This window comes from Rhizobium leguminosarum, from assembly GCF_019798305.1.
In the GTDB taxonomy this organism is placed as follows: Bacteria; Pseudomonadota; Alphaproteobacteria; order Rhizobiales; family Rhizobiaceae; genus Rhizobium; species Rhizobium leguminosarum_U.
Map to the genome: position 1 here is coordinate 648,383 of NZ_JAAXDD010000001.1, position 19,866 is coordinate 668,248.

The 19,866-nt window shown below is 60.8% G+C and carries 15 protein-coding genes and 1 pseudogene; all 16 read right to left on the reverse strand.

Going from position 1 to position 19,866, the window contains the following annotated elements:
• Positions 1–2,316: 2,316 nt before the first annotated feature.
• The 16 genes and pseudogenes from HFO99_RS02980 to HFO99_RS03055 all read right to left on the reverse strand — a co-directional run bounded on the left by HFO99_RS02980 (position 2,317) and on the right by HFO99_RS03055 (position 19,820).
• Positions 2,317–3,206, reverse strand: a pseudogene (locus HFO99_RS02980) (protein-L-isoaspartate O-methyltransferase family protein).
• Between the two features lie 309 nt (positions 3,207–3,515).
• Complete coding sequence (locus tag HFO99_RS02985) at positions 3,516–4,025, reverse strand: GNAT family N-acetyltransferase (protein ID WP_222359141.1); 510 nt, start codon at positions 4,023–4,025, stop codon at positions 3,516–3,518.
• Positions 4,026–4,178: 153 nt separating this feature from the next.
• On the reverse strand, positions 4,179–5,249 hold the full coding sequence (locus HFO99_RS02990; protein WP_222359143.1) for an ABC transporter ATP-binding protein: 1,071 nt from the start codon (positions 5,247–5,249) through the stop codon (positions 4,179–4,181).
• 20 nt (positions 5,250–5,269) lie between these two features.
• A complete protein-coding gene (locus HFO99_RS02995) occupies positions 5,270–6,790 on the reverse strand; it encodes a DUF5060 domain-containing protein (RefSeq protein WP_222359145.1) in 1,521 nt (506 codons plus the stop codon).
• 33 nt (positions 6,791–6,823) lie between these two features.
• The gene (locus HFO99_RS03000) at positions 6,824–7,708 is read right to left on the reverse strand and encodes a carbohydrate ABC transporter permease (protein ID WP_222359147.1); all 885 of its coding nucleotides are present in this window, start codon (positions 7,706–7,708) and stop codon (positions 6,824–6,826) included.
• Positions 7,705–8,604: a carbohydrate ABC transporter permease gene (locus tag HFO99_RS03005; protein ID WP_222359149.1), complete on the reverse strand. Its 900-nt coding sequence runs from the start codon at positions 8,602–8,604 to the stop codon at positions 7,705–7,707. The genes HFO99_RS03000 and HFO99_RS03005 overlap by 4 nt, the downstream gene beginning before the upstream one ends.
• Before the next feature lie 93 nt (positions 8,605–8,697).
• The gene (locus HFO99_RS03010) at positions 8,698–9,951 is read right to left on the reverse strand and encodes an ABC transporter substrate-binding protein (protein WP_222359151.1); all 1,254 of its coding nucleotides are present in this window, start codon (positions 9,949–9,951) and stop codon (positions 8,698–8,700) included.
• A gap of 70 nt (positions 9,952–10,021) precedes the next feature.
• Positions 10,022–10,666, reverse strand: coding sequence for a dihydroxyacetone kinase subunit DhaL (dhaL, locus tag HFO99_RS03015; RefSeq protein ID WP_222359153.1), 645 nt, complete (start codon positions 10,664–10,666; stop codon positions 10,022–10,024).
• Between the two features lie 3 nt (positions 10,667–10,669).
• Complete coding sequence (locus tag HFO99_RS03020) at positions 10,670–11,674, reverse strand: dihydroxyacetone kinase subunit DhaK (RefSeq protein ID WP_222359155.1); 1,005 nt, start codon at positions 11,672–11,674, stop codon at positions 10,670–10,672.
• A 55-nt stretch (positions 11,675–11,729) separates the two neighbouring features.
• On the reverse strand, positions 11,730–13,592 hold the full coding sequence (locus tag HFO99_RS03025; RefSeq protein WP_222359157.1) for a hypothetical protein: 1,863 nt from the start codon (positions 13,590–13,592) through the stop codon (positions 11,730–11,732).
• Positions 13,589–14,623 (reverse strand): Gfo/Idh/MocA family protein, encoded by a 1,035-nt coding sequence (locus HFO99_RS03030; protein WP_222359159.1) that lies wholly within the window; start codon positions 14,621–14,623, stop codon positions 13,589–13,591. The genes HFO99_RS03025 and HFO99_RS03030 overlap by 4 nt, the downstream gene beginning before the upstream one ends.
• A gap of 1 nt (position 14,624) precedes the next feature.
• Positions 14,625–15,689, reverse strand: a complete 1,065-nt coding sequence (locus HFO99_RS03035) for an ABC transporter permease (RefSeq protein ID WP_222300258.1) — start codon at positions 15,687–15,689, stop codon at positions 14,625–14,627.
• Entirely contained in the window at positions 15,686–17,236 is a 1,551-nt protein-coding gene (locus HFO99_RS03040; protein WP_222359161.1) for a sugar ABC transporter ATP-binding protein, read from the reverse strand. Before HFO99_RS03040 ends, HFO99_RS03035 begins: the two co-directional genes overlap by 4 nt.
• Positions 17,233–17,877, reverse strand: a complete 645-nt coding sequence (locus HFO99_RS03045) for a DUF2291 family protein (RefSeq protein WP_222359163.1) — start codon at positions 17,875–17,877, stop codon at positions 17,233–17,235. The genes HFO99_RS03040 and HFO99_RS03045 overlap by 4 nt, the downstream gene beginning before the upstream one ends.
• A 73-nt stretch (positions 17,878–17,950) precedes the next feature.
• Positions 17,951–18,892 carry a D-ribose ABC transporter substrate-binding protein gene (locus HFO99_RS03050; protein WP_222359165.1) on the reverse strand — a complete coding sequence of 314 codons (942 nt, stop codon included), beginning with the start codon at positions 18,890–18,892 and terminating at the stop codon, positions 17,951–17,953.
• A gap of 100 nt (positions 18,893–18,992) precedes the next feature.
• Positions 18,993–19,820, reverse strand: coding sequence for a phosphogluconate dehydrogenase C-terminal domain-containing protein (locus HFO99_RS03055; RefSeq protein ID WP_222359167.1), 828 nt, complete (start codon positions 19,818–19,820; stop codon positions 18,993–18,995).
• Between the last annotated feature and the right edge of the window lie 46 nt (positions 19,821–19,866).

Here is a 19,866-nt window from a genome sequence, read left to right on the forward strand (position 1 = left end):
GACAGCCGCTGGTGTGTCACGTGCGCTGCCGGACGGTCGATACCAGCGGCGCCCGAAAGCCTAAGCTATGAGCCGCGGACCCTGTAGGGTCGAAAGCAGCCCCTCCCCCGCCGCGCACCCCTTCAGCTCGATCGCATGAAGAACCAAATGCGCTGCAGCGTTCTGTCGGCCGGCTATCGCCACAGAAGCCGCGCTCAGTGAAGGATGGCAACTGACCCTACGGCCTTTCCCAGGCGAATCCGCAAACCGCAGCTGCGCGCCGAATGTTGCCTGATCGTGCCGTTGTCCGCGGACAACCGGATGATCAACGCGGTAGCAGTCAAGTCGTTTGCACATGAACCGACCTCCGCAGGAATTGGTTCGCGCGCCGCGAAAAGACCCGGATATCGCTCGCTGATGGATGTCATGGACTTGCGGTATTGCTGCCGCCTCGATGGCTCTGCCTGGTATCGTAGAGCAGGCCCCTTGCCAAACAGACATGGATGTCGGCTCCAAGGGTTCCGAAGTGCCTCATCGGGTCTGTCGACAGGTCGGCATGCCTAACCTGAACCCCGGGGAGCAGAATGCATTCGAAGAAGCTGTGGGGTTGTGCGCCTTCGCTCATCGAAAGGGATGGGCAGCAATGTATGGCGGGACGGCCGCGACGCCGTCATCCTCGCCGATCTCCCGTCTCCTGGACCAGGCGCAATCGGGGTCGTCCGTTGCTCGACGGAAGACTGCCTGGCCAGCGGTAGCGCTTCGGCGGCTAGCTCAGATCGGGTGACTTCGTTGACGCGTTTAATTCAGTTAGTCAGGCGGAGGCGGCCAGCCCGGCCTTCGTGGTCTTCCCGCGAGCGCTTTCAGATGAAGCTGGGGAGAGTAGCGCGTGACGGCGAACCCAACATCCTATCTGCTCGGGTCGATCGGGCCGTCCGACCGATTGGTCCTCCTTCGCGAACTTTGCATACCAAATGCCGAGGTCTCGAATGATGCAGCGAATGGCTGGAAGCCGGCGGCAGCGTCTGCATGTGGAGGGGCGGATGGCCGGATGTTGTCGCCGTCGTTGGTGGTCGGCGGCAGAGCGGCCAGCTTGGTGATCGCCTTGTTCGGCATTCAGTCAATTCGGCCATCAATCAGGTGGAGATGAGCGAAGCCGCGCCCTCGGGCGAAGGGTTGGGCATGGAAGATCCGGGGCGGATCGTTGTCGATCATTGAGGCAATCTTCATTCGCGCGTCCGGCTCTCGGCGCATCAGCGGTGCGACCCCCTACCCTCATCAATCGCTTTGTGGTGGGCGGATCGATTCGCTAAAAGCTGGAGAGATCCCTCCGCTGGAATCGCTGTTCGGCAAGTTGTCCGCGGACAACCCTAGGCCTGACACCGGTCGCGTGCGAACGAAGGCTGCGTATCTGACTCTTCGTCTGCGACATCCGCGGCAACGACCAGGCTTGAATTTGCCGCATTGCGGCATTACCTCGTGACGGACCGAAGCGCTTTCCCCTCCTAGCCGCTTCGGTCCGACGGACAGCACTTCTCCTCCCAGGCTGTCGGTCACTATCGAAGCCCGGCGCATCTCTCCCGCGCCGGGCTTTTGTCGTCTCGGCGACCCACTGTCGCCGCCGGGCAGGGAACGTCTCCTAGTCCTCCATTCTTATCGCTCTGGTCCTCAAGCGAGGTGTGTCGGCAATTTGGGACGCCGGCGGCGGCGATCAATTGCGTGCGTCGCCACGCTGTGTCGCTGCTGTCGTGCTGCCGCCAGTAGAGGAGCCGCGAGCCGAAAACGTCGCCGATCGAGGGTCGTCGCTTGCAGGTCTTCACCGCCAGTCTGAGTGCAGCCGTCCAGGAGGGGACGTCGAAGGCCGGAGTGGGATCCCGCCGGCAAGTTCGGATCGACCAGCAGGTCACCCGACGGCGCGGCCTGTCCGGCTCATGCGGCTCACTGATGTCGATAAACCATTGGTGCGTAATCCTGCCTCCACCACAGCCGGCATGGCCGCCGCTCGGATCCTCGGCGGGCTTGTCCAACTTCAATGATGATGGGCAGCAAATTTCAACAGCAGGCTTTTCGGTGCCGGACAGGCGAGGGCGCGCCGGCGGTGAGCCTGCACTAAGCTTTGAGATAGCTAGATCTGATGTCGGCGCCCTGGGCGTGTTTCCCCCATGCCGCGCTGCGGATGTTTGAGTGTGGCGACGTCATCGTCGGTCACAAATGCGGCGAACTGATCGCGCCGGTCGATAGGAGGATTGCGTCGAGGACGTCGAGCACTTCGGTGCCGCGGCGCGCTATATTGTTCGCTGAGATGAGGCGGCCGACTTTCGCGGAACCGGCGCGGATGTTTCAGACGTCATAGCAAAGCGCCCATTGGTCGCCGATGCCAGCAGCGCCCTATCCGCGACTCTGTCTTCCAGAGGAGGCTTTTGACGAACTCGATGCCGCCGCGCATGAAGGCGGCGGTCAGCGCCTCGATCTCGTTGCCGTCGATTGTCAATCCACCATTGGCGCAGACGAAATAGGCTGTGCCGATCCAACGCGCCGCAAATCCACACTCGCCGCGCTCAATACGAAGTGCAGCACCATGGGATGCGTGACGGCCGCCTTTCGGCGGTCGGTCCTGGCGCGGTACGCCGAGTGGCAGCACGAGGCGCCCTCCAGGCCGAAGCCTTTCGATCCAGGATTCCGCGGGCCGCGCGACGGCGAAATTTACATAGATCGCATCCATCTCTTGCTGCGGCCCATTGACTGCCGTCGGCGTTAATAACGCTGACATTGGCCCGATCAGCAAGCGCTGCTTGAGCGTGGGCAGCCAGATCGGGATCCATCTCGACGGCATAGACGTGACCGGAAGCGCCGACAAGCTCCGAAAGAATAGCGCTGTAATAACCGGTGCCGGCACCGATATGGGCGATGCGATCGCCGATTTGTACATCCAGTTCTGCCAGAAGTCGGGCATGCAGCGAGGGACTGCCATTGTTGACACCCTTGTCGGGCTGCAGGGCGAATAACACGTCCTGATAGGCCAGAACCAAGTCGGAGGAGGGGAGGGGGCGATATCCCCCGCCCAGGTTGGCGATCTGCCATGGCGGCGCTCCGAGGAATTTTTCGCGCGGGACGGTGGCAAAGGCAGCTTCGATCCGCGGGTTCGTCGTTGCGGCGGGTGCCACCACCTGATGGGCGTAAGCGCGGCGGATCACCGTCAGTTCGTCGGTCGTGAACATCGCAGTCGGCATCGGCAAATCTCCGGACGTGGCTTTTAAATGTTCCTTTTAGACGTCCTTGCGGCCCCAAATCCATCTCTACCCCAAATGCTTGATTCATAGAGCAGAGAACTTGTGACGGAAGTTAAAGGCCAAATATCTTCCATTGGTGAAAAATACGTTGTCACTTCATAAGGTTAGTACCCCGCTGGCTGCGCACATCAAAGCCCTAGCCTGCAGAGAGGCAGTATCCGCCCCCTCACAAATAGGCGACGCTGGGCAAGGCTGAACCGGTCCAGTCCCTTAGATGCCAAGCACTCCGACACCGCCATCGAACACGTTTCAGGAGCCGGGTATCGTGTGGTATCTGGCGTCCACTCTGAAACGCTTCTTGATCCTGTCGACGGGCGTCCCGTCCTGAAGCGGAACCTGGACCAGCCGGTCATAGGTCTCGAAGCCCATCTTCGCGTAATAGCCAAGGCCGCTGACATTGTCGGCCCGAATGGTCGCATTGATGAATTCGAGCCCGAGCTCTCGCGCTGCGGCTCGGGTTGCGGGGAAGAGAGCGCTGCCGACGCCTGGGGTTCTTGGGGTCAAGCGGGCAAAGGTCGCGATGTCGGCGACGCCTTTCGGCGGCTCGCCGTATAAGCTCAGGGATTGGAAGCCGACAAGTGACTGATCGTGCTCTGCAACATGGCAGGTCAGAGGAAACTCGCCGTCGATGAACCAGTCCGCGAACTCGGCAGCCGAAAGTGGCGTCTCGAGCGCGGTCGTTCCGCCGGCAAGGATGATTTCGTTCAAAAGACTGCTCAGCTCCTCCGCGTCGGCGGAGACGGCTCTTCGAATGTGCATGTCTTGGTTACCTCGTCTTGGACGAACAGCCTATCGGCGAGATCAGAGATTGCAAGTCGCCAATTCGCTGCGAAGACGAGGAATCATCAAGCACGCCCGATGCCGTCAAATTCCGGTTTCGTGTTCGACGGACTTGCTCCGGGCCCTTCATCTTCAGGCGCTCAAACGCTGCTGCGTCTGCCGGTCGAAAAAGTGAACCTTGGCCGTTTCGAAAGAAAGCTTCACCGGCTGTTCCGGCACCAGCTCGACACGTTCGCGAACGACCCATGTCAGTTCCTTGCCTTCGAGTTCCACGGCGACATGGGTTTCCGATCCGGTGGGTTCGACCACCTTGACCACGGCATCCACACCGTTTTCGCCACCGAAGGTGATGTCTTCGGGACGAATACCCAACGTCAACGGTCTGTTGGCGGCATTGGCTGGAGCCCGCGAAAGCGCTACGCGTGACCCACCCGGCAGCGACAATACCGGGTTGCCTGCGCCCTCAAGAGTTCCCTCGAGAAAGTTCATTGCGGGGGAGCCGAGGAAGCCGGCGACAAAGATATTGCGCGGTCGGTCGTAGAGCTCGAGTGGGCTGCCGATCTGTTCGACGCGACCGCCGTGGAGCACGACGATCTTGTCAGCCATGGTCATGGCCTCGATCTGGTCATGAGTGACGTAAACGATCGTGGTCTTCAGGCGCTGGTGCATCGCCTTGATTTCCGCTCTCATCTTCACGCGCAGTTTCGCATCCAGATTGGAGAGCGGCTCGTCGAAGAGAAAGACTTTCGGATCGCGAACGATGGCCCGGCCCATGGCGACGCGCTGTCGCTGTCCGCCCGACAGCTGCGCCGGCTTTCGATCGAGAAGCGGCTGCAATCCGAGAATTGCTGCAGCCTCACCGACCTTCTGTTCGATTTCCGGCCGCTTGGCCCCGGCGAGCTCGAGCGCAAATCCCATGTTCTGGGAAACCGTCATCTGCGGGTATAATGCATAGTTCTGGAAGACCATCGCGATATCGCGATCCTTCGGCTGCAGATTGTTCACGACCCGGCCGTCAATGCTGATTTGACCGGCGGTGATATCCTCGAGCCCGGCAATCATGCGCAGCAATGTCGACTTGCCGCAGCCGGAGGGGCCGACGAGAATGGTAAACTCACCGTCGGCGATCTCGACGTCGACACCATGAATGATGTCGACCGGGCCGAAGGATTTCTTGACGTTTCTGATGCTCAAGCCAGACATTTCGTACCCCTTGTCATCTTCTAGCGCTTCCTGCGCACGCGCAGCGCCTGGTACGGCTTGCGCGGAATTTTCACGCCGAAGGCCGCGTCCGGCTTGCCGCCGCGCACGACCGAGCCATGGCGCGTCGGATGCGGAACGGGAGCCGCCACCTTCTCCGCCGGCGTGATCGTCATCTCCCAGGTGTCAATGAGATCGACATCATAGTCGTCGCCGTCGACCGGCAGGCCCGTGGACCAGATCACCGGCTGATGCTCGCCAAAATAGATCAAGCGGAAATCGCCATCGCCGTCGCGGGCGCCCGACACGCGGGACCAAGGCCATTCACCGATGATGCCCAGTGGCTCGAGGCCGTGCTTGACATCGGCTTCCAGGAGGTCGCGGAGGAAGGCGATGCGCTTCCACGCTTCGCCGCGCAGTTCCCCGCCCTTGGCCCACCAGATCAGGTCCTCGGGGTGGGAATAGGTTTCGCCGTGGCCGGCATAGCCGCCGCGCGCCATCGTGATCCAGAAGCGATGCACGAGCTCCTGCGCATTGAGATTGCCCCATGATTGCAGGATGTCGCCCTCATATTCCGGCTCGTCGTTGACGACAGGCTTGCCGTAGGCATCGCGCCATTCCTGGGTCCGCTTGACGTCAGGGTTCTGAATGCAGGTGTGGGTCACCCATGGCTTGCGGTGATCGAAATTCGCCGTCACGTCGCCATTATGGATGGAGCGCAGGTGCTGGTAGGGGTCGTTCTCTTCCAGGATGTGGAAGTAGCGATCCCACTGCTCCATCGGCTTTGTATCGATGAGGAAATCATATTCATTGGCAAGCGACCACCAGACGTTCCGGTAGGCGGCGAGACGAGCGGCCAGATATTCGACATAGCGAAAATCCTGTTCGGCCGACATGTCGGCATAGCCCCACCGGTCATAGGGGTGGAAGATGATGATATCGGCTTCGATCCCCAGCTGGCAGAGCGCTGCGACCTGCTTTTCGAAGTGCTGGAACGAGGCGGGGTTCGGACGATCGAAGTCTTCCTTTCCGTCCGCTCCGCGTTGGAAGCAGGCGTGCAGCGGCTCGTTGACGTTATAGGGATAGTCCTTCGGAAACACGCCCATCCGCATCTTGTTGAAGCGGGCTTTCTTGAGGGTTTCGAGGGTCTGCTTCTGCATGTCGAGCGGCTGGTGCGTCCAAGCGTAGCAGGTCGTTCCGAAGGACAGGAACGGGGTGCCGTCGGCATAGGCGAAGTGGAATTTGTTGCGCACGCGCACCGGGCCGTGATTGCCGGCCGAAGGCTCGGTCGCGGTCAATGCGCCGGTCTTGCCGTTGAGTGCAGCAGTCGTGGAATGGGTCAGAAACGACCACTCGCCTTCGATGTCCGGCATGAAGCGGATACGGTAGGTCCCGTTGCCGTCATAGAAGCCCGGCACGCGAACTTCGCGGCTCTTGTGGGTGAACACGGCATCGAATGCCACGTCGAGATAGGGATTTCCGCCGGAGGGTCCATCAAAGGAGGCCTCGAACACGCCCCATTTTTCGACTGTTGCATCAGACATAGAATATTCTCCTCGTGAATGCTTTTGTGGTCGCTAGCCTTTGACGGCGCCGGAGGTCAGGCCAGAGACGAAGTAGCGCTGGAAGATGAGATAGACGATCGTCGCCGGCAGGACGGTCATCACGATGGCCGCATTGAGCTGGCCGTAATTGCTCGAGAACTGCCCCTGAAACGACATCAGGCCGAGCGGCAAGGTCCACATGTGCTGATCCTGGAGCAGCACCAGCGCCATGGCGAATTCGTTCCAGGTGGAGACGAAGTCGAGGATGAGCAGTGCGGCGAGCACGGGCAGGCACACCGGCAGAAAGATCCGTCTGAAGATGATGAAGTGGCTTGCACCGTCGATGAGTGCTGCTTCCGACAGCTCCTTGGGAATGCTCTTGAAGAAGCCGTGCAGGATAAAAACCTGATAGGGAACGCCGAAGGCGATGTAGGGAAGGATGACGCCCGGGTAGGTGTCGATCAGGCCGAGGGAATTCACCAGGGTAAAGAGCGGCGCAAGCATCACCTGGAAGGGGATCATCGTGCCGAACACGACAAGCAGCAGCAAGGCCTTGGTGATCTTCAGCTTGATCTTGGCCAGGGCATAGGCGGCCATCGCCGAAAGGAACAGCCCGAGCGGCACCTTGATGACGGTGATGATGACGCTGTTGAAGAAGGAGTTTGCGAAGTTGCCGCGGCTCCATGCGGCGCTGTAGTTTTCGAAAGCGAGCTCGGTTGGCGGCACGAAGGCGCCCGTACCCGTCACCGCCGCCGGTGTTTTCAAGGAGGTGAAGACGATGAAGACGAATGGCGCGACCCAGACGAGCGCCACGATAACAAGCGTGATCCAGAGACCGATGAGAATGGGATCCCGCTTCATCGACGTTGGTTCGACCTGCAGATGCACTGCGGTCTGGTCGGTCGGTACTGCTGTCACGATTCAACCTCCTCGTGCTTCTGGGTCCATTTGAGATAGGGAATGACGACGGCCATGGTGATCAGCAGCAGCACGACCGAAATCGCCGCACCTCGTCCGAAATCGAAGATCTGCATCGCCTGTGTGAACGCCCAGAGCGCCAGCATCTGGGTGGACTGCGCCGGCCCGCCGCCGGTCAGGCCGTAGACGATGTCGAAAGCCTTCAGGGAGGAGATGACGGAAAGAACGAGAACGATCGTGATGGTCGGGCGCAAGGCCGGCAATGTCACGTGCTTGAACACCTTCCAGCGGCCGGCGCCATCGATGCGCGCTGCCTCGACGAGCGTCTGAGAGACATTCTGCAGGCCCGCGAGAAACAGGACCATCGAGAAGCCGACCGTCTGCCAGAGATAGGCGACGAAAATGGAATAGAGGGCGATATCCCTGTTGCCCAGCCAGTCATTGATCCAGCTCTGCATGCCCCACGAGGTGAGCAGCTGGCTGAAAAGGCCGAAGAACGGATCGTACATCCACTTCCACATGGTGGCCACAGCGATCGGCGCGATGATAACAGGCAGATAGAAGATGGCCCTGAGGCCATTGCGGCCGAATATCTTCTGATTGAGGCTGAGCGCCAGCAGCAGTCCGACCATCGGCGGAAAGATCAGGCTCATCACGGTCCAGATCACGGTGTTGCGGAAGGCAACCCAGAAAACCGGATCTCTCGTGAAAATCGCCTGGTAGTTTGCAAGCCCTACAAATTGCCGCTGCGGATCCAGCCCGTTCCATTTCTGGAAGCTCAGGATGACGACATTGAGCATCGGATAGAGGGCGAAGACGGCATAGATTGCCAGGGCTGGCACGAGCAGGATGAGCGCTTGTACGCGCGGATCATGTGTCGATTGTCGAAGTGACATGCTTTCCTCCTGGCAGTGAAGCGGCTGCCAGCTGATGAAAGAATGTGCCGATCGATCGACAACTGGGTCGATCGACTGGCACCTCGGGAGGAATCAGGTTCGGCTTGCGATAAAGCTCTGCAGTTGCTTGGCCGCCTCGGCCGGCTCGGTGTTGCCGGAAGCAACATCGTTGATGACCCGGAAGTACTCCGTCGTGACATCGAGCGGGAACGCCTGGTCGCCGTTCATGTAGACCTTGCCGTATTTCTGGAAGATCCCCAGCCATTCCGCCTCGAGCGGCTTCTGGTTGGCATACTGCACGTTCTTGTTGACGGAGGTCGAGCTCAACTGGCCGAGCAGGTCCTGCTGGACCTTCGTCGAGAGGAAGTAGTCAAGGAATTTCGCCGCTATGTCAGGGCTCTTGCTCTTGGTGCTGATGTAGTTGTACTCGGCGAAACCGTAGAGACGATCGGTGTTGGTCGGGAAGGGGAAAATGCCGTAGTCGTCGAGATTGGCACCGGAGCCGTTAAGCTGGCTGACCAGCCAGTCGCCTTCGAGCATCATTGCCGCACGGCCCGCGGTGAAGAGGCTGTAGGACTGTTTATTGTCGATGCCCATGAATGGCTGCAGCGTATAGTCCTTCGTCCATTTCGCAAATTCTGCGAATGAGTCCGCCGCGCAAGATTCCTTGGTCCAGTCCAGCGTCATCGCCTTCAGCGCGTCGTGCTTTTCAGCACCGCACTTCGTTTCAAGGATAACGTCCATGAGGCGCATGACGTGCCAGTTGACCGTGCCGCCGAAGGTGAAGGCGGGAATGCCTGCAGCCTTCAGCTTATCGGCCGCGGCAAGGAATTCGTCGTAGGTCTTCGGCTCTTCCTTGATGCCGGCCTGTTCGAAAAGCTTCTTGTTGTAATAGACGGCCTCGCCCTTGAAGGTGAAGGGGACGCCGTGCTTGCCACCGGGATAGAGGTCCGCGAAAGCCGCTGCCGAGGGCAACAATTCGTCGCTCCACTTATACTCGGCATAGTACTTGTCGAGCGGCAGGGACAGTCCGGCCTTCACATACTCGCCGCCGAGGCCGAGGCCCGCCCAGCTGAAATAAATGTCAGGTCCCTTGTCGGAGCCCGCAGCGACGCGCAGGGCGGTCTTGTGCTCGTCGACGGCGCGCTGGACGATCTCGACATGCGTCCCGGGGTTTGCAGCTTCGAAGTCTGTCGCCACCTTCTTCAGGGCCGTATTGGCGGCATTGTTGTCGAAGTTGAGGGTCCAGAGCGTGATGTCTTCAGCAAAAACCGGCGTGGCCGAAAGCGACGCCACGGCGATCGCAATGATGCTCGCACTCTTCAATTTCGCAGAAAGGGTCAGCATTACCGTCCTCCTCTTGTAAAGCCGGCCCCTTGTTGCAGATAGTCATCGACATGTCAACTGGTATGATGAGCTAACCATTGCCGCGCCGCGCAAATTTTGCCATTGCGGCGATGATGATGACGGCCGAGGCCGCACCGGGATCGATGTGCCCGATCACGCGGTCCCCCAATCGCGAAGCCCGTCCCTTGGCCGCCGTCATGTTGCTGGTCGCTTCACAGCCTGCCCGCGCTGCCCGCTCGGCTGCCTCGAAACATTGGGGCAGGGTCTTTCCCGACTGCCAGGCATCGAGTGCCGCGTCAGCCGCGGGCTTCCAGGCGTCAACCATCGTCTTTTCACCGGGTTCGGCCTTTCCGCGTTCCTGGATTCCCTGCGCCATCGCGGCGAAGACACGCAGGAAGTCGTCGTCGCTCAATGTCTGCTTGTCTTTGGCGGCCGCTCCGGCACGGATGAAGGCCGTGGCATATAGCGGGCCGGACGAAGCGCCGACCGCATTCAGGAAAGCCTTTGCAGCGACATTGAATGCGGTTGTCGGGGCAATCCCGGCGTCAAGCTCGCCGACCGCCTTCGCCGCGGCCTGGCAGCCCGCATCCATGGCAAGGCCGTGATCGCCATCGCCAATGGCACCGTCCAGTTCGCAAAGACGATCTCGTTCCGCCGTAATATCCTCGGCAATCCCGGCAAACAGTTGCTGCAGGTCTTCGGTCGTAAACGTCATCGATTATCTCGCAAACATTGCGCAATCACAGGGGTGGTCGATCAATCGCTGAAGCTCGTCGTCGAGATGCATGATCGTGATCGACGCGCCGGCCATTTCGAGCGAGGTGCAATAATTCCCAACGAGCGACGTATGGGGGATAAGACCTGCGTCGTCGAGCCGGGACTTGACGCGCCGCATCATGATGTAGAGTTCCATCATCGGGGTCGAGCCCAGCGAATTGACGAGTACGGCGACGCGATCGCCCCGGTCGGCATTCATTTCGCGAAGAATGCTATCCATGAGTTCGTCGGTCACCGCGTCGGCCGGTTTCAGCGGCTCACGCGCCACGCCGGGCTCGCCATGAATGCCCATGCCGATCTCCATCTCGTCGTCGCCGATCAGGAAGTTCGGTTTCAAAGTCTGAGGCAGCGAACAGGGCGAGAGCGCCACTCCCATCGTATAGGTCCGCGCGTTGGCATGGCGGGCAGCGCGCTCGACTTCATCGAAAGAGTAGAGAAGATCGCATGCCGCGCCGGCGGCCTTGAAGATGAAGACGTTTCCCGCAACGCCTCGTCGCCTGTCCCGCTGATCAGCAGGGGCGGACGCCACGTCGTCGGTGGTGAGGACGGTGCGCACCTCGATCTCGTCAAGCGCGAGCATTTCGGCAGCCATGTCGAAGTTCATCACGTCGCCGGCATAATTGCCATACATGAACAGGACACCGGCACCGCCGTCGACCGCCATGGCGCAGGCGATGATCGGGTCGGGCGGCGGCGACGCGAAGACGTTGCCGATTGCGGCCGCGTCCGCCAGCCCCTTGCCGACAAACCCCAGAAATGTCGGTTCGTGCCCCGATCCGCCGCCGATGACCAAGCCGACCTTGCCCTTGCGGGGCCCGTTTCTGGCAATGATCGCGCGGGGCATGTTCTCCACGGCGTACAGATGGCGCGGATGCGCGGCCAGAACGCCTTGCAGCATCTCATCGACGGCATCTGCGCCGGCATTGATAAGCTTCTTCGTCTTCATGCTGATCCTCCCAGTGCGAGCTCCACCTGCATAAATGCGGTTGCACCGCCGAAGGTCAATCCGCCAGCGAGAGGGCTGCGGTCGCAAACGGCGCGAGCAGCAACTCTTTGCCCGCATCTGCTGGCCGGCATTCGCCGAAATCGACCTTTCGTTCTTCGCCCGTCAGATTGACGACGTGAAGCCTAGCGCCGGCGGCATCTCGTGCAGTGAAAGCCAGGACCTCGGAGGGAGAGGAGGAGACGCATTCCTGCCAGGATGCGCCAGCCAATCGGGACAATGTCCGCACGGTGTTGAACAACGGGCGCCGCCCGCCTTGCTCGGTCGGTTCGGCTGAACCGGCGATCAAACCGAATGGGCCTGATAAGGCCGAGAGCGTCAGGCATTCCAGACCGGCATCCAGCACCCGTATCGCATAACCGAACCCGAAGGCCTCCGCGAAGCGTCCATTGTGGCGTGGGTCGCGATTGGCCATGGGGATGCGTGCGCCCGCCGGATTGTCCATCGTGCGGCTGCCATAGGGGTTCTGCCGCATCGGGATCGTCGACGGGCCGATCCGGTAGGGCTTGTCGCCGTAGATCGCACGCACCGACCGCGTGATGAAGGGTAGCGCTTCCAATGTCTGCATGACGCTGAGATCGTCGGCCGCATGCACGATCGGATTGGTGCAGTGGCTGACGAAGTCGAGCTGTCCATCGGGCACGCGCTTCCGGTTAAGCTCGGTGAAATAGCTCAGCATGCCGCCGCCGATGCAAATACCGGGAAAGGCGGCGTGGGCTGCAGCATAGACCTCATCCAGGGGTGGGCAATCCGGCCATTTGCTGCCGGGCGGCGTCGACTGCCGGTCGACGGAAGGCGAGATCATGATCGCATCCGGCTTGAATTCCGCCAGCTGCATCTGGCGGGCAATCTCAGCCGCCTCGCTTGAGGGGAACGACCTGCAGGGAAGGGCGATCTCCAACATCGAGCGGGCGCGATGGATCGCGGCGATCGCAGCAAACCGCCTGAGCGCTTCGACGCCGTGCCCGGCATCGGGGTCGAAATGGAAGAGGAGTTCCTGGGGAGCGATCTCCGACAGGACGGACTTTGCCGAGAGGGTCGCATCGGCCTCCTCGGGCGTAACGATCACGCCGATATCCGGCATGGTGCCGGTGCGCGCGCCGAGTTCGAGTTTAATGACGCCGCCTGACGCCGCAGCTGGAGAAGGTCGTGTCGAACCGCTGATATCCTTGATAACAAGAGATGTTTTCTGCCGGACCGGCCGATCAGCGGGAATTTGGTACGGCCAGGGAAGAGCGAGCGGTCTGACATAAGTCTTGTAGGATGCGTCCGACCAGTTCCTTTGATCTTCCATTTCAAAGGTGTCGCCCTCCATCCGGCATTCCGCCCGAACGTCAGGCATGACCTCGTGGGTGATGGCGCGCATGTCCTTGAACGGCTGCCAGGGCTCAACGAAATCAGGAAACCGTGTCGCCACGATCTGCCCGTCGACATGCTCGACCGTCGCCGGTGAACCCGCCACGCCGACGATCGGATGCAGGATGCAGAAACCGCAACGGTTGGTCTCGAAGCCGGTGGGGGCGATGGCTTTGGCCTCGAAGTCAACCCGGTCCGGACTTCCGACGATGCGAACATCGATGATGAGCTTCGTATCATCCGGTCCCTCGCAGCGGGCGAGATAGGTGACCTCGAAACGATCGTCATTCTGCTCGATTCGGAGATCGGCGATCTCGGGGCTATGCGTCCCCCAGTCCCGGTCGCGAACGAGATAGGAAATCGCCCGCAGCACCTCGGTCCCACCGTAGCGGATCGTGCGGAGGTTGCCGTTGGCGAGATCGGCTTCCAATTTTCCGGCTCTCAGCCGAACCGGCGGCGGATCGACGAGACGGGTGCCGTAGAGTTGGAACGCATCGATCGTCATCGCAGCATCGCTCCGACATCGATCGTCTGTCCCCTGGCCGCACTGTCATAGGCGGCCTCGACGAGCGCAAACGTTTTCAGATTGTCGGCCCCTGACGTCGAGTGTTCCGCGCCACGCGCCAGCTGATCGACCCAATGCTGCTGGATTGCGTAGACGCTCTCCTGGATGTTGTGCCAGGGCCGCGAGGCCCATGACAGCAGCTTCGGAGATACGTCGATGGTGGTGGTGCCCTTGGCGTTGGTGACTTCGAGGCCGTAACCCTGGGTCAGGCGGATCGTGCCCTCCGAACCGTCGAGCTCGATCAAGGTCTCGGGAAACGGCTCCTTCGAGAGCTTGGTGGCATAGCTGACGTCGACCACCGACGTGGCGCCGTTTTCGTGATCGAGCAGAATGGTCGCGACATCCTCGCCCTTGATGGCGGGATTGACCCGCTTGGTGCGGGCCGTGACCGATCGAACGTCGCCAAGGATATAGCGAGCGATATCGAGCGTATGGATGCCGAGGTCTTCGATGATGAACCGTTCGCCTTCGGCCAGATAGGGCTGGCCGGAGAAGACGTCATAGCCCGAGCGGAAGGAGAAGCGGCCCCAGAATGGCGTGCCGATGGCATCCGTCTCCACTGCCTTGCGCACCGCCTGGATCGGCGTCTGCCAGCGAAAATTCTCGTGTACCATCAGGGGTATGCCGGCATTGCGGCACGCCTCGACCATCGCCTTCGCGTCCGACAAGGTCTTGGCGAACGGCTTCTGGCAGATGGCCGGCACCTTGTTCCGGGCCGCCATTTCGACGAGAAGGCGATGGCTTTGGACCGTTGTGGCAATGTCGACGAAATCAAAACCGCCATCGGCAAACAAAGCCTCGGCATCGCCATAGCGACGATCGATGCCGAACTGGTCGCCGACGATTTTCAGCCGCTCTGGGTCGCGATCGCAGATCGCGACGATGCCGGCACCTCGAACGTCGTTCCAGGCGTGCATCTGGTTGACCGCAAAGAAGCCGCAACCGATCAAAGCCCCTTTCAATTCCGTCATCTCAACCTGCCTTTGCCATCTGCATGAGGGTGACGCGCTGCTGCAGGCGGCGCTGCGCCTGGTCGACCACGACGGCGATGATGATGACGAGACCCTTGATGACCATCTGCCAGAAGGAGGAGACGCCCATCATCACCAGTCCGTCGGAGAGGATGCCGATGACGAAGGCGCCGATGATCGTGCCGCCGATCGTGCCGCGGCCGCCCGACATCGAGGTGCCGCCGAGCACGGCTGCCGCAATCGCATTGAGTTCGAAGCTTTCGCCGGTTGCCGGATGGGCTGCCATCAGTTCCGACGAGATGACAACGCCGACGATTGCCGCGCAAAGTCCGGAGAACATGTAGACGAAGATCTTCACGACATCGACCCGGATACCGGACATGCGCGCGGCCCGCTCATTGCCGCCGACGGCGAAGATGTGACGGCCAATCGGCGTCGAACGGGCGACATAGGCGGCCAGCAGCGCAAGCACGATCAAAATCCAGATCGACACCGGCAGGCCGAGAATGCGTCCCGCGCCGAAGAAATCGAAGCCGGTCGTCGCATATTCAGGCCGGCCGACAAGGTTCGGAAAGGTCTGGCCGTCCGATGACAGCAGGGCCAGACCGCGGGCGATATAGAGCGTGCCGAGTGTGGCGATGAAGGGCGCGACGTTGAGCTTGGTGATCAGCAGGCCGTTGATCAGACCGATGAGCAGGCCGATCGACAAGGTGATCAGCACGATCTCGAATAGGTTGAAAAAGATGGTGTAGCCGATCGGCAATTCGACGCCGTAAAGGATCAGACCGCCGGCGACCATGCCGCAAAGCCCGACGATCGATCCGACCGAGAGATCAATGCCGCCGGTGATGATGACGAAGGTCATGCCCATCGCCAGGAAGGCGTTCAGCGCCACATGCTTCGACATCAGGATCATGTTCGCCGTCGAGGTGAAGTTCGGCGCGAAGATCGCAAAGAAAATAATGACGGCGAATAACGCGATGAACGTCCTGAGCTTCATCAGCGTCAGAAGCGCCGAGCCGTTGGTGCCTTTCGGCGCGAGAGTGGTTGATGTAGCCGCCATCATGACGCGAGTTTCCCTTGATGTCCGTGTCCCTTGGCCGAAGCCGCGATGATGGCTTCTTCCGTGGCCTCGTTCCGGTCGAATACCGCGACCAGCTGGCCGTTGCTCAAGACCGCGATGCGATCGGAAAGCGCCATGACCTCTTCGAGGTCGGAAGTTGAAAACAGAATGGCGAGCCCATTTGCCGCCAGCCGCCGCATGGTTCGGAACACATCGGCCTTGGCGCCGACATCGATGCCGCGGCTCGGCTCGTCCATCAGAAGCACCTTCGGATTGGTCATCAACGCCTTACCGATGACGACCTTCTGCTGATTGCCGCCGGACATCGAGGTTACTTCGAAATCCGGGTTCGGCGCCTTGATCGAAAGATCGCGGATTGCATCGCGAATGGCATTCTTCTCCGCACTCCTGTCGATATGAAAGAGCCGGGTGAAGCGGCCAAGGCTCGCCAAAGTCAGATTGGAGGCGATCGAGAGCACCTGGACCAGGCCTTCCCGCTGCCGGTCTTCAGGAATGAGCGCAAGGCCGCGGCGGATGCGCCGCGTGGTGTCGCGGGCGTGAACCTGCTTGCCGTCGATGAAGATCTTGCCGGTCGAGTGCGTGTGCCGACCGATCACGCATTCGAAGAATTCGCTGCGCCCAGCACCCATCAGGCCGTAGATGCCGAGGATTTCGCCCGCCTTGACCGACAGAGAGACATCGTTGACCGAAAGACCGCCTGTCGGCCGCGGCAGGCTGATATTTTCGGCGCGAAACATCTCGGCTCCGACGACGTGGTCCACGGATTTTGCAAAATCCTTGGCGTCCGAGCCGATCATGGAGCGCACGATCCAGCGCGTGTCGATGTCGCGGACCATTGCTTCACCGGTGACCTGACCGTCACGAAGCACGGTGATGTAGTCGCCGATCCGCATCAGCTCTTCGAGCCGGTGCGAGATATAGACGATTGCCACACCCTGGGCCTTCAGTTCCCCAATCACCTTGAACAGGATTTCGACTTCGGCCGCCGAAAGAGCCGACGTCGGCTCGTCCATGATCAGGATCCGGGCATTCAACGACATCGCCTTGGCGATCTCGACGAGCTGCTGCTGGCCGATCGGCAAATCCTCGACCATCGTATCCGCCTCGATCCCGGCATCCAGACGCTTTAGAAACGCATTGGCCTTTTGCACCTGCGCCTTATGGTCGATGCCGAAAAGGCCGCGGGTGATTTCGCGTCTGGCAAAGATGTTCTCGGCGACCGACATGTTGGCGAACAGATTGAGCTCCTGGAAGATCATGCCGATGCCATTCGCCTGCGCGTGCGCCGGGCTGTCGAAGGAGACGGGCTTGCCGTCCAGAATGATGCGGCCGAGCGTCGGACGCTCGACGCCGGCGATGATCTTCATCAGCGTCGACTTGCCTGCACCGTTTTCGCCGACAAGGACGTTCACTGCGCCGCGCCGCAGCTCAAGATTGGCGCGCTTGACAGCGACGATACCCGAATAGACCTTCGACACGTCGTCGAGGCGCAGGATGATGTCGTCCTTTAGTGCCTCTGCCGCCCTCATGGCCCCACCTTCAGTTCCGAAGGCGTTATGAGCGGCAGCTCGCCGCTCTTCGGCAGCGGAAAGGCGCCGATTGCGGTTACCGTCTTGCCGACCAGACCTTCGCGCGGGATGGCGGAGAGAAAAGCCGTATTGGCCTTCTCGTTGAACGCTTTGCCGAATTGCGCCCACTCGATCTGATTCTTGAACTCGTTGAAGTTGACGAACTCCAGCGTGTCGCGCAGCGCCGTGCCGCGCAGCGCCGGCCCGATCTGCACCTTGGCATCAGCCTTTCCGTCGCCATCGGCGTCGACATCGAGCGTTGCCGCGCGCGACGCCGTATCGGCTGCGATAACCTTGCCGGTGACCTTCACCGCATAGGTCCAGGGCGAGCTGCTCTGCTTGTGGGGATTGCCGTATTTCTCGCCTGCAGCGTCGGGACTGGAGGCGGAAAGTTGCATGACGTCCCTGAGGTCGCCGGCGCGCTTCTCGAAATAGGGCACTGCCTCGGACTGCCAGATTGCCTCGACCTTTGCATTCGGGTCGAAGGCGGTCTTGGCCGCCGCCGCAGCCTTTTCCTCAGCCGTCGGCGTCTTGATGATCTTGCAACCGGGCAAGGCTGCCGCCACGACGGCAGCGAGCAGGGCGCCCTTCATTCTCAACATGCTTTAAACCTCGACGTCTTGCGAAATGCATTGCGGAAGGCGCAGCGCTGCGCCCTCCGCAATTCGCGGCCGATCACTTCGTCAGGGCGAAGGTTTCGAGCTTGCCGGCATTGTCGGCATTGATGAGAACGCAATCCATCAACTGCTTCTCCTCCTTTGGCGTCGTCTTGTTCTTGATGTAGGCGTCTGCCTGTTCCACCGCCAACTGAGCCTGCGCATAGGCGGGCTGCAGGACCGTTGCCTTGATGCCGCCCGACTTGATGGAGTCGCGCACGTCGTTGGAGCCGTCGAAGCCGACGACGATCACGTCCTTGCGGCCGGCCGCCTGCAGCGCCGCGATGGCGCCCATGGCCATGGTGTCGTTGCCTGAAATGACGCCCTTGATATCGGGATTTGCCTGGAGGATGGTTTCCATCTTCGAATAGGCTTCCGTCTGGCTCCAGTTGGCCGACTGCTTGGCGACGGACTTCAGGTCCGGGTAGTCGTCGATGACGTCATGATAGCCTTGCGAGCGGATGCCGGCATTGGTGTCGGACTCCTTGCCCACCAGCTCGACGTAATTGCCCTTCTCGCCCATCAGCTTGACGAATTCCTGCGCCCCGAGTTGAGCGCCCTGGTAGTTGTTCGAGACGATCTGAGCGATGGCAACGCCTGTCGCGTTGATTTCGCGGTCGATCAGGAATGAGGGAATGCCTGCATCCTTCGCCTTCTTGACGGCCGCGACGGAGGCGTCGGCCCCGGCATTGTCGAGGATGATCGCCTTGGCGCCGCGCCCGATCGCCGTATCGATCATTTCGGACTGCTTGTTCGCGTCGTCGTCATGCGTCATGAGCAACGTTTCGTAGCCGAGCTCCTTCGCCTTGGCTTCGGCGCCGACGGCTTCGGCTTTGAAGAAGGGATTGTCATGCGCCGGCGTGATGATGGCGATGAGATCGGCCGAAAAGGCCGGAAGAGCCGTTCCGAGCGCCAATGCGCCGGCAAAAGCTGCAAGTGTCAGTCTGCGCGTCAGTTTCATATTTTCCTCCCTGTTGTGAATGAAGCCCCGTCTCCCCGGGGCGGCTAGACCCCGTCTCCCCGGGGCAGTTGAGGGGGAGGGCTTGCCTCCCCAAGCCGGTTCAGGTGATGCGCCGGATGCTTTCGGCGATCTCCTGCGGTTCGAATACCTTTTTCCAGTCGTCGCGCATCAGCGCCGGGATGCCGAACTCGATCGCCTTGTTGCAGGCATCCGAAAACACGCCGTCGACTTCCTTGAAGATGACCGCGCCGAGCACGTTCATATGGCCGAGCAGGAAGTCGCGGGCGGCCTGTTCAGGGACGCCGCGTGCCACGCATTCGTCCATGGCCTGCCGCATGACGACGAGCAGTGAGGCACAAACGGTTTCCGACAAACCCGGCTCGAGCAAGGCAAGCTGGTCGACCGTGACCCGGTGCGAGCGCATGACCGGGGCCCAGATCAGCTTGGCGATTTCCTCGCCGAGCGCGTAGGCGCTTTCCGGACCTTGCATCAGTGCCGAGACGATATGCTGCTTGGCGAAGAGGCCGCCGAAGTGGTCCTTTTTTGCCTGCATGTCCGTCTCGTCGTTGAAGATCGGCGGATGGCAGGGATGGGTGACGAAGTAGGTGAGATCATCGCGCTTCGGCAGGTGGCCGGCAAAGGGAGCCGCAGCGTCCAGCGCGATCACCATCGTACCTGATGCAAGCTTGTCGACGATGCCTGCCGCGACTTTGCCGATCGCCGTGTCCGGCACGGCCAGGATCACCACGTCGGCGCCGTCGAGCCCGACATCGACGGTTACGCAATCGACACCGAGATCATCCTTCAAACGAGCCTTGCCTGCGTCGCTCACCTCGACATGGCGGACCTCGAAACGCGAGCCTTTGAGATTTTTGGCGAGCCGGTATCCCATTTTCCCGCCTGCGCCGAAGAGGGCAATCTTAGTCATGTTTCCTCACCTTTTCCGTTTCTGGATAGGATCATATACTGGTATG